The following is a 13255-nucleotide window of genomic DNA, read 5'->3' as shown; positions in this document are numbered from 1 at the left end:
GGTGAGGAAGAGCGTAGCAATGGGCCGCCCTTCGGCGATCCTTCACGCCCCCCTCTGTCCTGCCGGACATCTCCCCCACAAGGAGGGAGATCGGCTGTCATCTTGGCTTTCGCCAATCTCCAACGCTGAAGGAGAGACGGGGCGGCGAAGCTGCCAATCTCCCCCCAAGTGGGGGAGATGCCCGGTAGGGCAAGGGGGGCGCTGTCCCGCCGACGTCTCGAAATTTTTCGCGCCGCCTTAACGCTTGGAAAGCGCTTCGCCTACTTGTTTTTCTTCGCCCGCTCGATCGCCTCGACGATCATCTTCTTGGCGTAGGCGGCGTCGTGCCAGCCCTCGATCTTGACCCATTTGCCGGGTTCGAGATCCTTGTAGTGCTCGAAGAAGTGCTGCACCTGCTGGCGCGTGATATCGGGCAGTTGGGTGTATTCGGTGACGTTCTCGTAACGCAGCGTCAGCTTGGGCGACGGCACCGCGATAATCTTCTCGTCCTGCCCGGCATTGTCTTCCATGATCAGCACGCCGATCGGCCGCACATTGATGACGCAACCCGGCACCAGCGCGCGCGTGTTGCAGACCAGCACGTCGATCGGGTCGCCGTCGCCCGACAGCGTGTGCGGCACGAAACCGTAATTGCCGGGATAGCGCATCGAGGTGTGCAGGAAGCGGTCGACGAACAGCGTGCCGGCCTCCTTGTCCATCTCGTATTTGATCGGCTCGCCGCCGATCGGCACCTCGATGATGACGTTGACGTCCTCGGGCGGGTTCTTACCGGTGGCTATGGCTTCGATACGCATGGCTTTGGTCCCTCTCTCGATTGGAGACCGATAGCGGGCGAAGCCGCATGGTGCAATGCGGCAATAGTGCTGAAATTGTATGGAATCATCGACGGCGAAGCCGCCTGACTGTCATTCCCAGACGAAAGCGACCTTCTTCAGCGCCTTCTGCTCGAAGACCTCGACGCCTTCGGCGACGTCGCGGCCGCCGGCGCCGGCATAGAAGGCGAGGGCGTTCTGGTTGTCCTCCAGCGCCCACACCACCATACCTTTCAGGCCGTGGTCGGCCAGTCGCGCCCGTGCGGCCGAGAACAGCCGGCTGCCGAGCCCGATGCCCTGATATTCCGGGCGCAGGTAAAGTTCGTAGATCTCGCCCTGCTGCCGGAGTTCGCGCGCCCGGTTCTTCCCGATCGTGGCATAGCCGGCGATCTTGCCGCCGATCTCGACGACCAGCACGGTGGCGGCGCGGCGGATGGCATTCGCCCACCAGTCGGCGCCGCGGCGGTTGATCATCGATGTCAGCGTGCGATGCGGAATGATGCCGGCATAGGCGCCGTTCCAGGCCTGCTGGTGCACGTCGGCGATGGCGCCTGCGTCGCGCGGTTCGGCTTTCCTGATGTCGATGCTTAGTGTGTTCATGATTTGTTAACCATAAACCCGCATCGCCCGATTGCAAAGAGTCCGGTCGACAGGCGTCATGCTTTCGCACAGGTGATGACGACGTTGAAGGCAAAGGAAGAGCCTGTCTGAAAACGCGCTCTGCCGAGGCGGATGGCGTGGTTTTCGAGAACCGAAGCGGAGCGGACATTAGAGCGCCGCGCGTCCAATGGACGCGCAAAGGACGCTCTAACACTTCGAATTGCGCATGATCCTTTCCGGAAACCGATTTCGGTTTCCGGGGTCATGCGCTGGGTCCGTGAGCATCGGAAGCGCAGAAAACCGCGTCAGGCGTCCGGCAGAGTGCGTTTGCAGGCAGGCTCTTTAGATCTCGACCAGATGGTCGTCTAGCTCATTGCTGTCGCCGGCCGAGACCGGAAAATGCTCGGCCAGCACCACGCCAACCGACTCTATCGCCTTGACGAATCCATCGGCGAGGCGGTCGTCGCCGGCATGCGCGGTCAAGTCGCGCACGACGCCGTCCCAGACATGCTGGCCGACTTTGGCATCGATGCCGGCGTCGACGACCACCTCGGCATAGCGTTCCGCGATCGACACGAAGATCAGCACCCCCGTGCGCGCCGTGGTGCGGTGGACATTGCGGGCAAGGAACTGCTTGACAGCATTGGCATGCGCGGCCTGGTAGCGCAGCCGCCGCGGCACCAGATGGATGCGCAAGCCGGGCAGCGCCCACAACAAGACGAGCACGCTGGCCAGCGCCAGAAGCTGGGCAAGCACGAAATGCGGCAGGCGGATCGACAGCCACCAGGCCTCCAGCCCGTAGGCGACAGCGAGACTGACGACCAGCATGGCCACGGTCGCCAAGAAGGCGGCCGGGAAGAAATAGCCGTCGCTGGCATGTGCCACCACGCAATAGATTTCGCCGTCGGTCTTTGTCTCGGCGGCGCGGATCGCGTCGGCGATACGGTCATGGTCCTCGGGGCCGATCGGTCGTGTTGCCATCTCGTGTCTCACCAGCTTCCTGAGGAACCGCCACCGCCGGACGAACCGCCGCCGCCCGAAAACCCGCCGCCGCCCGACGACCAGCCACCACCGGAACTTCCCGACGACCAGCCGCCGCCGGTGCCCGTTGTCCAGACGCCGCCGCCCGTGCGCGTGTAGCCCGACCTCTGGCCATAGCGGAACGTCATACCCAGCCATTTATACACACCCGGCGACAGCTTGGTGCCGAAGATCGGCGGCAGGAACGCCATCATCAGGCCACCGAGGAACATTGTCGCCCACAGGATGATGAACAGGGTGACGATGGGGTCGACGGAACTGTCGTCGGCCGGATTGCGCTCGCCGCGCGCTTCCAGCTCCTCGGGATTGCCTTCCAGCACCATCACCATGTCGTCGACGGCCTTGGCTATGCCGCCGGAGAAGTCGCCAGCCTTGAAGGCCGGCACCATGTCGTTCTCGATGATCAGCTTGGTGTGCAGATCGGTCAGCGTGCCTTCCAGCCCATAGCCGACCTCGATGCGCATTTTGCGGTCGTTCGGCGCCACCAGAAGCAGGACGCCATTATTCTCCTTCGCCTGGCCAAGCTTCCAGAAGCGGAACAGCCGGTTGGCGTAGGGTTCGATTTCCTCGCCATCGAGGCTGGGAATGGTCGCCACCACAATCTGGTCGGAACCCTTCGCCTCGAAGGCGGCAAGCTTCTGGGTCAGCGCCGCCTCGGTCGCGGCATCGATGATGCCTGCGTCATCGACGACGCGGCCGGTCAGTGCCGGCAATTCGGCGGCAAGTGCTGCGAAGCCGACAAGCAGCAGCACCGCCATGGCCATCAAGGCGGCGCCGATCGTGGCGGTGAAGCGGCCGGAGGCTGGCAGGACGCGTTCTGTCATGATCTCACCAGCTCCCCGAGGAGCCGCCGCCGCCGGACGAACCGCCGCCGCCGGAAAAGCCGCCACCGCCCGAGGACCAGCCTCCACCGCCGGACGACCAGCCGCCGCCAGATGAACCGCTGGAAGACCGCCGGCTCGGCTCGAAGGTCATGCCCAGCCAGCGATAGCGGCCGGGGCCGATCTTCTGGCCGAAGATTGGCGGCAAGATGGAAGCAGCGATGCTGCCGAAGAAGATGATCGCCCAGATCGAGATGAACACGGCGAAGAACAGGTCGTCGGTATTGAATGGCGGCTGCTGGTTACGCTCGCCGCGCGCTTCCAGTTCCTCGGGATTGCCTTCCAGCACCATCACCATGTCGTCGACGGCCTTGGCTATGCCGCCGGAGAAGTCGCCAGCCTTGAAGGCCGGCACCATGTCGTTCTCGATGATCAGCTTGGTGTGCAGATCGGTCAGCGTGCCTTCCAGCCCGTAACCGACCTCGATGCGCATCTTGCGGTCGTTCGGCGCCACCAGAAGCAGGACGCCGTTATTCTCCTTCGCCTGGCCGAGCTTCCAGAAGCGGAACAGCCGGTTGGCATAGGGCTCGATCTCCTCGCCATCGAGGCTCGGAATGGTCGCCACCACGATCTGGTCGGAACCCTTCGCCTCGAAGGCGGCAAGCTTCTGGGTCAGCGCCGCCTCGGTCGCTGCATCGATGATGCCGGCATTGTCGACGACCCGGCCGGTGAGGGCTGGCAATTCGGCGGCGAGAGCGGCGAGAGGGAGGAGAAAGGTTAGGAAGGCGAGCAGGAAGGCCAGGCAGGCGTTCCGTCGCGCCCCCCTCTGTCCTGCCCTCTTTGCCACCACTTGGCATCTCCCCCACGAGTGGGGAGATCGGCTGTCACGACTGTTTTCGCCAATCTCCAACATTGCAGGATGGGCGGTGAGGCCAAAGCTGCTAATCTCCCCCCTCGTGGGGGAGATGCCCGGTAGGGCAGAGGGGGGCGCGAAGGAGTGCAAGGCCAATAGGGACCACGCTCACCAGCTGTTCTTCACCCGCCTTGAGTCGTGTTCGTGCCGAAATCGACCTTCGGCGTCTGCATCTTGTCTTCCTCGATGGTGAAGTTCGCGAACGGCTGGTTGCCCCGGAACCACAAGGTCGCCCAGATCACCGACGGGAAGGTCCGCAGCGTCAGATTGTAGTCCCTGACCGCCTGGATATAGTCGCGACGGGCGACCGCGATGCGGTTCTCCGTGCCTTCGAGCTGCGCCTGCAAGGCCAGGAAATTCTGGTTGGCCTTGAGGTCCGGATAGTTCTCCACCACCGCCAGCAGCCGCGACAGCGCGCTGGTCAGGCCGGCTTGGCTGTCCTGGAATTTCTTGAAGGCCTCCGGATTGTTCAGCGTTTCCGGCGTCACCGTCACTTGCGTCGCCTTGGCGCGCGCTTCGACCACGGCGTCGAGCGTATCCTTTTCGTGCGAGGCGTAGCCCTTGACGGTCTCGACCAGATTGGGGATGAGATCGGCGCGGCGCTGGTACTGGTTGAGCACCTCGCTCCAGGCGGCCTTGGCGGTCTCCTCCGCCGTCGGGATGGTGTTGTAGCCGCAGCCGGCAAGCAGTGGCAGCACGATCGCCATCATCAGCAAGGCCGGCAGGTTGCGGAAGATGAAAGGGGAGGAAAGACGCTGGGCAAGCATGGTAAGATCCCTCAATAAGACTGACAGGCGAAGCATTACCACAATCCGCGCGCAAGAACATGACCTCCGCCCGGAAGCGTTACTGGTTCTTTATCATTCGCTGCAAGGCCCTGTGATTGGGCGGGCGAACAGGCTAAAGTCGCCGCGAAAACGGGACATCGCAATGGCGGAACGCCAGGACAATGACAGCGAATCGCGCCACATTATCGAGCGCGTAGCGCGCGAGACCGACCCGGGCGGCACCTCGTTCATTGCGCGGACCGCGAAGAGCGCGCGCGATCACGTCGCAGCAGTGGACGCCGACCAGTCGGACCCGATCGAATATTGGGGTACGCGCATTGGCCGGGCGCTGGGGCTCCTCATCGCTATTGGCCTGTTGATCTGGCTCGTGCTTTTCATCATCCAAAGTTAGGAACCCCGTGAGCACCGAAGAACACGACGCGCCGCGCGCGGTCATCGTCATTTCCAGCCATGTCGCGCGCGGCTCCGTCGGTAACCGCGCCGCCGTCTTTGCGCTGGAGACGCTGGGTTTTCCGGTATGGGCGGTGCCGACCGTCACCCTTCCCTGGCATCCAGGCCATGGCCGGGCGACCCGCATCGTGCCGCCGCTCGAGCAGTTCAAGGCATTGCTGGCCGATCTGGAACACGCTCCGTGGCTGGGCGAGGTCGGCGCGGTGCTGTCGGGTTACCTCGGCGAGGCCGGCCAGGCCGACGCCGTCGCCTCGCTGGTCGGCGCGGTCAAGGCGAAGACGCCGGATGCCGTCTATATCTGCGATCCGGTGATGGGCGATTCGGGCGGGCTCTACGTGCCTGAACCAACGGCCATCGCCTTGCGCGACCGGCTGATGCCGATCGCCGACATCGCCACCCCCAACCGCTATGAGCTGGAATGGATGGCGGGGGCGCTTCTGCCTGACCTGAAATCGGTGATGGCGGCCGCCCTTCATGCCGGACCGTCGACCATGCTGGTCACCTCGGCGCCCTCGATGATGGCCGGCGGCACCGGCAATTTGCTGCTCGACGGCCGCCAGGCGCTGCTTGCCGAGCACCGTCTCATCGACAAGCCGCCCAACGGGCTGGGCGACCTGACGGCGGCCGTTTATCTGGCGCGCATCCTGTCCGGCCAGCCGGCGATCAAGGCGCTGCAATCGACCACGGCGGCCGTCTACGAGATCCTGGCGCGCACCGCCAAGCGCGGCGGCGACGAGTTGCAGCTCGAAACCGATGCCCAGAGCCTGTCGCACCCGATGGCGATGGTGCAGCTTCGTCACCTCCTGCATCCGGGGCGGGACAAAAGGGCGTGACTTCGGACGGCAGCCGCGGCCTTGTCGGCGTCGACGGCTGCAAGGCCGGCTGGATCGCCGTCCATCGCGATCCCGATTCGACACCTCGTAACCCCGGTTCGACACCTCGTAACCCCGGCGCGTCGGCTTCGGTCGACATCTTTCCAAGCTTTTCAGCACTTCTCGACGCCATGCCCGCTAGCGCAACTGTCGCCGTCGACATGCCGATCGGCCTGCCGGATTTCTCGCAAAAAGGCGGGCGCGGGCCGGAGGCGCTGGTGCGGCCGCTGCTTGGCAACAGGCAATCCAGCGTCTTTGCCATTCCCTCGCGCGCCGCGCTCTATGCGCAAACGGATGACTTCACCACGATCGAAGCCTGGTATGCCGCGCATCGCCGGGCAAGCGAGGTGGCAAAGGCAAGTTCCGACCCGCCGCGCGGCGTCTCGATCCAGGCCTTCGGCATCTTTGCGAAGATCCGCGAGATCGATGCCTTGCTGATCGCACGGCCGCAATTGCGCGGCCGCATCTTCGAATCGCACCCGGAAGTCGCCTTCTGCCGCCTGAACGGCGACAAGGCCATGGCCTTGCCGAAGAAGATCAAGGGCGCCGTCAACCCGGCCGGCATGGCGGAGCGCAAGGCGCTGCTTTGCCGGCATGGCTATGACAGAGATTTTCTCGATCGGGCGCCGCCACGCGGTGCGGCGGCCGACGATTTCCTCGACGCGGCAGTGATGATGCTGATGGCCGCTCGCATCGCCAATGGCGAGGCAAGGCCGTTTCCCGACCCGCCGCTTTCCGACCGTTTCGGCATTCCAGTGGCGATCTGGGCGTAATGCATGTCACCCAAATGTGCGCAGCGGTTTTGGGACAACGACATGCATCAACCAAAGCCATGCCATGCGCGTTGCATCGCGATTGCGACTAAGCCATCCGCAATTCGGCATTGCCCGCGACGGCCTTTTGCCGTTAGAGCCTTCTCGCAGAGTTAGGTCTTTCGAGATTCAGGTCAGGCCGTGCCTTTCGCAGGCCGGCATCACCTGAATATCGGCAGACCGTGCCGCATCCAACCCGGAAAGGGTCCAGACGCCGCCCATGCCTCACCTTCCCGAACACCTTCTCGCCGGCTACCGCAATTTCATGAGCGGCCGCTATCCCGCCGAAAGCGGGCGCTACCGCTCGCTTGCCCGTGAAGGCCAGGCGCCTGAAACGATGATCGTCGCCTGCTGCGATTCGCGCTCGGCTCCCGAAGCGATCTTCGACGCCGGCCCGGGCGAACTCTTCGTGCTGCGCAATGTCGGCAACCTGGTGCCGCCCTATGCGCCGGATGGAGAATTCCATTCGACATCCGCAGCGCTCGAATTCGCCGTGCAGAGCCTGAAAGTCAAGAACATCGTGGTGATGGGCCATGGCCGCTGCGGCGGCATCCGCGCCGCGCTCGACCCCAATTCCGCGCCGCTCTCGCCCGGCGACTTCATCGGCAAATGGATGAGCTTGATCGCGCCGGCGGCCGAAACCGTCTCCTCCAGCACCTTCATGACGGCGACGGAACGCCAGACCGCGCTGGAGCGCATCTCGATCCGCTATTCGATCGCCAATCTGCGCACCTTTCCGTGTGTCTCGATTCTCGAGGGCAAGGGCCGGCTGTCGCTGCACGGCGCCTGGTTCGACATCTCGACCGGCGAGCTCTGGGTGATGAACAAGGAGACCGGCGATTTCGAGCGGCCGGAGTTGGCATAGGAGGCAGATATGGTGCAAGGATGTCGTTCGGTCGCTTTTGCTTTGGCAACGCTGCTGCTTTCCGCCATCTCCGCCCGCTCCGATGACAGCGCCATAATCAGCCGCTGGTATTCCGCACTGCTGGTCGCCGATCGCACCGAATTGTCGGACCTGCTTGCCGACGACGTCCGCATTAAACTCGACGATCTCGGCGTCGTGCAGAACAAGCAGGAATTCATCGCCTCGATCGACGATTGGCAAGGCGCTGTCGCCGGCGCGGCGATCCGGCATCGGATCGAAAAGACCGAGGGCGGCGTCATCACGGTGATCGCCTGCTACGACTTCCCCAACAACGACATGCTGATGCAGGAGACCTTCGCGGTGACCAACAACCGCATCACCGCCAGTTCGCAGGCGGCGATCGCGGAAAACTGCGATGCTTACTGAACGCCCGCGCTGTTGCGTGGCACGAGCCAGCGCCCTACATCGGTGACGACCCCGCCTTCCCCCGCCAATCAGCGAAAGATTGCACATGCCGTCCATGAAAGCCGTCGACCTCGCCGCCCATCCGCTGGCCGCATGGCAAGGGCCGCTCGGCCTGCCTGATTTCGCCCGCATCGGCGACGGCGATTTTTCGCCGGTCTTCGACGCGGCGCTGCAGGCGCACGAGGCCGAGATCGAGGCGATCGCAGGCAATGCCGAAGCGCCGACCATGGAAAACACGCTGGCAGCCCTTGAGCTTGGCGGCGAGGCGCTCGACCATGTCTCGTCGATCTTCTGGTGCCGGGCCGGCGCCCACACCAACGAGGCGATCCAGGCGCTCGAGCGTGAGATTTCGCCAAAAATGTCCAGGCATTTCTCGGCGATCTCGATGAACGAACGGCTGTTCGCCCGCATCGACGACCTCTACCAGCGCCGCGAAAGCCTGAAGCTCGATGCCGAGACGTTGCGGGTGCTGGAAAAGACCTGGAAGAGCTTTGTCCGTTCCGGTGCGAAACTCGACGCCGACGGCAAGAAGCGGCTGGCGGCGATCAATGAGGAGCTGTCCTCGCTCGGCACCACTTTCGGCCAGAATGTGCTGGCCGACGAGCGCGACTGGGCATTATTCCTCGACGAGGCTGACCTTGCCGGCCTGCCGGATTTCCTGAAAAGCGCGATGGCCGAGGCAGCCGAGACGCGCGGCCAGAAGGGCCGCTATGCCGTCACGCTCTCGCGCTCGATCTACGAGCCCTTTACGACCTTCTCCGAACGCCGCGACCTGCGCGAGACCGCCTATCGCGCCTTCACCATGCGTGGCCAGAACGGCGGCGCCACCGACAATGCCAAAGTAGTGCGCGACATGCTGCGCCTGCGCGCTGAAAAGGCCAAGCTGCTCGGCTACGCCTCTTTCGCGGCGCTGAAACTCGACGACACAATGGCCAAGACACCGAAGGCCGTGCATGCGCTGCTCGATCCGGTCTGGGAAAAGGCCTTGGAAAAGGCAGCTTCCGACCAGACGCAATTGCAGCGTCTGGCAACAAAGGCCGGCAGCAATGAGAAATTCGCCGCCTGGGACTGGCGCTTCTACCAGGAAAAATTGCGCGCCGAGAAATTCGCCTTCGACGAAGCCGAGCTGAAGCCATATCTGCAGCTCGACCGCATCATCGAAGCCTGCTTCGACGTGGCGACACGGCTGTTCGGCATCACCTTCGAGGAGAAGAAGGGCATCACCGCATGGCATCCCGACGCGCGCGTCTTCGTCGTGAAAAATGCCGACGGCAGCGAACGCGGCCTGTTCCTTGCCGACTATTTCGCTCGGCCCTCAAAACGCTCCGGCGCCTGGATGAGCGCGCTGAAGTCCGGCTATAAGCTCGGCGATGGCTCGAAGCCCGTCATCTACAACATCATGAACTTCGCCAAGCCGCCGGCCGGCGAGGCCGCACTGTTGTCGGTCGACGAGGCAAAGACCTTGTTTCACGAGTTCGGCCACGCGCTGCACGGCATGCTGACCGATGTCACCTGGCCATCGGTCTCGGGCACCTCGGTCAGCCGCGATTTCGTCGAGCTGCCCTCGCAGCTCTACGAACACTGGCTGACGGTGCCGGCGGTGCTGGAAAAGCACGCCCTGCATGTCAAGACCGGCAAGCCGATGCCGAAGGCGCTGCTCGACAAGATGCTGGCGGCGCGCACCTTCGGCGCCGGCTTCGCCACGGTCGAGTTCACCGCGTCGGCGCTGGTCGACATGGCCTATCACGCACGGCCGGATGCCCCGGAACAGCCACTTCGTTTCGAAGCCGAAACGCTCGAAAAGCTCGACATGCCCGACACCATCGCCATGCGCCACCGCACCCCGCATTTCGGCCATGTCTTTTCCGGTGACGGCTATTCGGCCGGCTACTATTCCTACATGTGGTCGGAGGTGCTCGACGCCGACGCCTTCGCCGCCTTCGAGGAAACCGGCGATCCGTTCAACCCGGCGCTGGCCGAGCGGTTGCGCAAGAACATCTACGCCGCTGGCGGCTCGAAGGATCCGGAGGAACTCTACACGGCCTTCCGCGGCAAGATGCCGTCCCCCGAAGCAATGATGGTCAAGCGCGGGCTGGTCTGAACGCCGAAGCTGCCAATCTCCCTTGAGGACAGGGTCCTCGTATTTGGATTCTTGCGAAGATGGACCCCCACCCTAACCCTCCCCACAAGGGGGAGGGAACGCTGGGGAGATGTTCGGCAGAACAGAGGGGTGCGCAAGGAATGAGGCGTCTCAGGCGCTGCCGAGCAGCTCGATACTTCTCGCCAGCGCCACCGGATCGCCGGAAATACGCAGTGTCTTCAGCCGAGCGGTGCCGCCGGCGACAACCGACACGGCAGAGGCCGGCACGCCCAGCGCCTTGGCGACCAGCCTTTCCAGTGCTTGATTGGCGGCGCCGTTTTCCGGCACGGCGCGGACGCGGGCCTTGAGATGGCTTCGCCCGTCTGAAGCCGTCTCGATGCCTTCCAGCCTGTCCATCGCTGCCTTTGGCGTCAGCCGGACGAACAGGTCGACGCCGTCGTCACGCCTGCGAAACGGCGTGCTCATCGGATAGCTCAGACGACCAGCGACACCACGGTGGTGAGCAGGAACTGCCGAATGAAGAAGATGATCAGCAGCAGGATGATCGGCGAGATGTCGATACCGCCGAGGTCGGGCATGAAGCGGCGGATCGGCCGCAACGCCGGTTCGGTCAGCCTGAACAGCATGTTGCCAACGCTGCCGACGAACTGGTTGCGCGAGTTGACGACGTTGAAGGCATAGAGCCAGGAAAAAATCGCCGAGGCGATGATGATCCACCAATAAAGGTCAAGCGCCATGACGATGGTTTGAATGAGGGCGATCATGCCGGTCTCCAATTGTTGCCGACATGTAGCCATTGCGCGCCAAACCGGCAAGAGCCGGCTTCCGCCGCATGCCGAATCCGATGGCTGAAACGAGGCCGTTTGCGCAAAACCCAGCCTTGACAGCAAACCGCCGCGCCCGATAAATGCGCCATCCGCTGGACGGGGCTGTAGCTCAGCTGGGAGAGCGCGTCGTTCGCAATGACGAGGTCAGGAGTTCGATCCTCCTCAGCTCCACCAGCGGATTTGTCATAACATCATGATTTCAAATGGTTTTGCAAAGTAGGCAAAGCCTATTCCACTTTCTTCCCCACTTCTGCTGAGAGGGCGAGCCGTTACCGCAGCGATCCCTGGGGCCACCGAGCTTGGACCGCGAGAAAACAATGTGAGCTATGTCATAGATAATTGAAGGAGACAGGCTAGGCATAATACCCGTTCGTTCAGGCGGGAGGAAAAATCGGTGCCTAATCCCCAGCGCGATGTCCGTGGTTATCTGGCCAGCTTTGGCGGGGGAATCCGTGTTGAAGTGTTCGAGGCCGACGGCGAATGGATCGTTCGCGTGAGTGAGGATGACGAAGAACGCACATACTCATTCGTGCTGAAATCCTTCGCCCTCGCCTTCGCAGAGGGCCAGAGGAGCCGCGTAAGACCTCCCGCGGTCGTGCAGTTGGTGCGCAATCCGCCCCGCCTGTTCGGTTATACCCGTGTCAGGGCCGCAAACGACCGGTACTAAAGCGCCAACCCCAAGCTTTCCTCCCACTGGCGCCGGCCAACTTTCAGTGAAACTTCTGCTTTTTGCCACCGTATTTGAGAATGACGGCGGGCTGCTCAGCGCTCTCTGAAAAAATCGTTACGCCTGCACATTCTCATCCTGTGCCAGAAATTCCCGATTACGCGTTACGAAAGATGGAAAGAGTCAGGAAGCAAATCCGTCGAATCTTCGTTTGATTGACAGCATCATCGCCCATGCAACTTGAGTGGACATCGACATGACCCGCCTGTCCATCGCCAAAGAACTGGAAAGCGCTGCGGATCGCATCACTGAGGTCTCACGTGGCGATTTGCAAATTGTCCTTCGCCGGGCAGCATTGGTGCTCAGGAACGTCTCCGGTATTTCGCTTGAGCCCGCGACGGCGGATGCACTCGACTCGATCGCCACCGAGATGAAGATCGGTCGAACGGAGCTTGTTCTAATCGTGTTGCGCGAGTGGCTGGAAACCAATCCCCATCCGCCGGTCCGGACGCTGGATAGGGAAAGTGAGACGGACGGTACCGCTTAAAGCTACAGGGATGTGCGCTTGTCGTATCTCAGGAAGCCGGCAAAATTGCTTGTCCAGTTCGCGATTTGTAACCCACACGCCATGCCGACACAGCCGGCGGCCCAGTCCCAGGCATCCCGGTTACGCCCAATGATTTGCAAGCCCTGAAGACCTTCGATCGCGGCGGCGGTCAGAACCAGGAGAACAGTCAGCTTTGCCCTGTGTCCCGGCCAGGCAAAATATCCGATGGCCACCAGTGCGGCAAACGCAGCGGCGTGATTGAGTTTGTCATGACCAAGGGTGATGGCGATGCCAGACATCTGCAGAAGCCACCCAGGCGAAACGGTCAGCAGGAGAACGCCTGCCAGGGTGGCCAGAAAAGCAATTCTTGCTGTGATGACAGATGTTCCTACATGCGACAATTTTTTTCAGTCTTTCATCCAAAAAGATCGGGCTCACGGCAACACTTGCGAATTGTAAATCTCACTTGCCATGACCAGGCGCATCGGCCGAACGGATGAAGAGCAATGCTTTACCGCATAGCAGCGAGTGCCTGAGCCATTAAGTAGGCCGGATTACTTGTGTCCCCTCGGCTGATTTGTTGCCGCCGGTTTTCGCTTAGGTCCGACCTGGTCGATCCATGTGCCAGTCGCGCGGACAATCCACGTGTAGCGCCTAAACAGACACCTCCTCCT

The 13255-nt window shown here is 62.6% G+C and carries 17 protein-coding genes and 1 tRNA gene; 9 read left to right on the top strand and 9 right to left on the bottom strand.

The annotated features are described in order from the left end of the window. Positions 1-260 precede the first annotated feature (260 nt). The 6 genes from ppa to MESS2_RS07715 form a co-directional block, all read right to left on the bottom strand. Positions 261-794 (bottom strand): inorganic diphosphatase, encoded by a 534-nt coding sequence (gene ppa, locus MESS2_RS07740; protein ID WP_008873612.1) that lies wholly within the window; start codon positions 792-794, stop codon positions 261-263. Positions 795-905: 111 nt separating this feature from the next. Next, positions 906-1412, bottom strand: coding sequence for a GNAT family N-acetyltransferase (locus tag MESS2_RS07735; protein WP_008873611.1), 507 nt, complete (start codon positions 1410-1412; stop codon positions 906-908). Positions 1413-1754: 342 nt separating this feature from the next. Next, positions 1755-2393, bottom strand: a complete 639-nt coding sequence (locus MESS2_RS07730; protein ID WP_008873610.1) for a TPM domain-containing protein — start codon at positions 2391-2393, stop codon at positions 1755-1757. Between the two features lie 8 nt (positions 2394-2401). Further along, positions 2402-3277, bottom strand: coding sequence for a TPM domain-containing protein (locus MESS2_RS07725; RefSeq protein WP_008873609.1), 876 nt, complete (start codon positions 3275-3277; stop codon positions 2402-2404). Between the two features lie 4 nt (positions 3278-3281). Further along, on the bottom strand, positions 3282-4121 hold the full coding sequence (locus MESS2_RS07720) for a TPM domain-containing protein (RefSeq protein ID WP_051069060.1): 840 nt from the start codon (positions 4119-4121) through the stop codon (positions 3282-3284). Between the two features lie 188 nt (positions 4122-4309). Next, the gene (locus MESS2_RS07715) at positions 4310-4954 is read right to left on the bottom strand and encodes a LemA family protein (protein ID WP_008873607.1); all 645 of its coding nucleotides are present in this window, start codon (positions 4952-4954) and stop codon (positions 4310-4312) included. Between the two features lie 163 nt (positions 4955-5117). On the opposite strand from MESS2_RS07715, the gene MESS2_RS07710 reads away from it, so the two are divergent. The 6 genes from MESS2_RS07710 to MESS2_RS07685 all read left to right on the top strand — a co-directional run bounded on the left by MESS2_RS07710 (position 5118) and on the right by MESS2_RS07685 (position 10540). Then, positions 5118-5366 (top strand): hypothetical protein, encoded by a 249-nt coding sequence (locus tag MESS2_RS07710; RefSeq protein WP_008873606.1) that lies wholly within the window; start codon positions 5118-5120, stop codon positions 5364-5366. A gap of 7 nt (positions 5367-5373) precedes the next feature. Beyond that, positions 5374-6258 (top strand): pyridoxal kinase PdxY, encoded by an 885-nt coding sequence (gene pdxY / locus MESS2_RS07705; RefSeq protein ID WP_008873605.1) that lies wholly within the window; start codon positions 5374-5376, stop codon positions 6256-6258. After that, a complete protein-coding gene (locus MESS2_RS07700; protein ID WP_008873604.1) occupies positions 6255-7070 on the top strand; it encodes a DUF429 domain-containing protein in 816 nt (271 codons plus the stop codon). The genes pdxY and MESS2_RS07700 overlap by 4 nt, the downstream gene beginning before the upstream one ends. Positions 7071-7329: 259 nt before the next feature. After that, positions 7330-7974, top strand: a complete 645-nt coding sequence (locus MESS2_RS07695; RefSeq protein WP_008873603.1) for a carbonic anhydrase — start codon at positions 7330-7332, stop codon at positions 7972-7974. Between the two features lie 9 nt (positions 7975-7983). Then, on the top strand, positions 7984-8400 hold the full coding sequence (locus tag MESS2_RS07690) for a hypothetical protein (RefSeq protein WP_008873602.1): 417 nt from the start codon (positions 7984-7986) through the stop codon (positions 8398-8400). 85 nt (positions 8401-8485) lie between these two features. Further along, complete coding sequence (locus MESS2_RS07685; protein WP_008873601.1) at positions 8486-10540, top strand: M3 family metallopeptidase; 2055 nt, start codon at positions 8486-8488, stop codon at positions 10538-10540. 150 nt (positions 10541-10690) lie between these two features. On the opposite strand, the gene MESS2_RS07680 is transcribed toward MESS2_RS07685, so the two are convergent. Both MESS2_RS07680 and MESS2_RS07675 read right to left on the bottom strand, forming a co-directional pair. Then, the gene (locus tag MESS2_RS07680) at positions 10691-11005 is read right to left on the bottom strand and encodes a DUF167 family protein (protein WP_008873600.1); all 315 of its coding nucleotides are present in this window, start codon (positions 11003-11005) and stop codon (positions 10691-10693) included. 8 nt (positions 11006-11013) lie between these two features. Continuing rightward, positions 11014-11304 carry a YggT family protein gene (locus MESS2_RS07675; RefSeq protein ID WP_008873599.1) on the bottom strand — a complete coding sequence of 97 codons (291 nt, stop codon included), beginning with the start codon at positions 11302-11304 and terminating at the stop codon, positions 11014-11016. Between the two features lie 161 nt (positions 11305-11465). Between MESS2_RS07675 and MESS2_RS07670 the strand changes: the two genes are divergently transcribed. The 3 genes from MESS2_RS07670 to MESS2_RS07660 all read left to right on the top strand — a co-directional run bounded on the left by MESS2_RS07670 (position 11466) and on the right by MESS2_RS07660 (position 12581). Further along, a tRNA-Ala gene (locus MESS2_RS07670) sits at positions 11466-11541 on the top strand. Between the two features lie 220 nt (positions 11542-11761). Further along, a complete protein-coding gene (locus MESS2_RS07665) occupies positions 11762-12034 on the top strand; it encodes a hypothetical protein (RefSeq protein ID WP_008873598.1) in 273 nt (90 codons plus the stop codon). A gap of 256 nt (positions 12035-12290) precedes the next feature. Beyond that, positions 12291-12581, top strand: coding sequence for a hypothetical protein (locus MESS2_RS07660; RefSeq protein ID WP_008873597.1), 291 nt, complete (start codon positions 12291-12293; stop codon positions 12579-12581). 2 nt (positions 12582-12583) lie between these two features. Here MESS2_RS07660 and MESS2_RS07655 read toward each other — a convergent pair whose 3' ends face one another. Next, entirely contained in the window at positions 12584-12982 is a 399-nt protein-coding gene (locus tag MESS2_RS07655) for a hypothetical protein (RefSeq protein ID WP_008873596.1), read from the bottom strand. Positions 12983-13255: the final 273 nt, after the last annotated feature.

The sequence above is a fragment of the Mesorhizobium metallidurans STM 2683 genome (genome assembly GCF_000350085.1).
GTDB classification, from domain to species: domain Bacteria; phylum Pseudomonadota; class Alphaproteobacteria; order Rhizobiales; family Rhizobiaceae; genus Mesorhizobium; species Mesorhizobium metallidurans.
The sequence above is the reverse complement of the archived record's forward strand: the minus strand, read 5'-3'. Positions and strand labels throughout refer to the sequence as shown.

What these genes read in the sequence shown, in the direction of transcription:
- ppa (WP_008873612.1), bottom strand. Translation starts at nt 794, where the DNA reads ATGCGTATCGAAGCCATAGCCACCGGTAAGAACCCGCCCGAGGACGTC.
- MESS2_RS07735 (WP_008873611.1), bottom strand. Translation starts at nt 1,412, where the DNA reads ATGAACACACTAAGCATCGACATCAGGAAAGCCGAACCGCGCGACGCA.
- MESS2_RS07730 (WP_008873610.1), bottom strand. Translation starts at nt 2,393, where the DNA reads ATGGCAACACGACCGATCGGCCCCGAGGACCATGACCGTATCGCCGAC.
- MESS2_RS07725 (WP_008873609.1), bottom strand. Translation starts at nt 3,277, where the DNA reads ATGACAGAACGCGTCCTGCCAGCCTCCGGCCGCTTCACCGCCACGATC.
- MESS2_RS07715 (WP_008873607.1), bottom strand. Translation starts at nt 4,954, where the DNA reads ATGCTTGCCCAGCGTCTTTCCTCCCCTTTCATCTTCCGCAACCTGCCG.
- MESS2_RS07710 (WP_008873606.1), top strand. Translation starts at nt 5,118, where the DNA reads ATGGCGGAACGCCAGGACAATGACAGCGAATCGCGCCACATTATCGAG.
- MESS2_RS07695 (WP_008873603.1), top strand. Translation starts at nt 7,330, where the DNA reads ATGCCTCACCTTCCCGAACACCTTCTCGCCGGCTACCGCAATTTCATG.
- MESS2_RS07690 (WP_008873602.1), top strand. Translation starts at nt 7,984, where the DNA reads ATGGTGCAAGGATGTCGTTCGGTCGCTTTTGCTTTGGCAACGCTGCTG.
- MESS2_RS07685 (WP_008873601.1), top strand. Translation starts at nt 8,486, where the DNA reads ATGCCGTCCATGAAAGCCGTCGACCTCGCCGCCCATCCGCTGGCCGCA.
- MESS2_RS07680 (WP_008873600.1), bottom strand. Translation starts at nt 11,005, where the DNA reads ATGAGCACGCCGTTTCGCAGGCGTGACGACGGCGTCGACCTGTTCGTC.
- MESS2_RS07675 (WP_008873599.1), bottom strand. Translation starts at nt 11,304, where the DNA reads ATGATCGCCCTCATTCAAACCATCGTCATGGCGCTTGACCTTTATTGG.
- MESS2_RS07660 (WP_008873597.1), top strand. Translation starts at nt 12,291, where the DNA reads ATGACCCGCCTGTCCATCGCCAAAGAACTGGAAAGCGCTGCGGATCGC.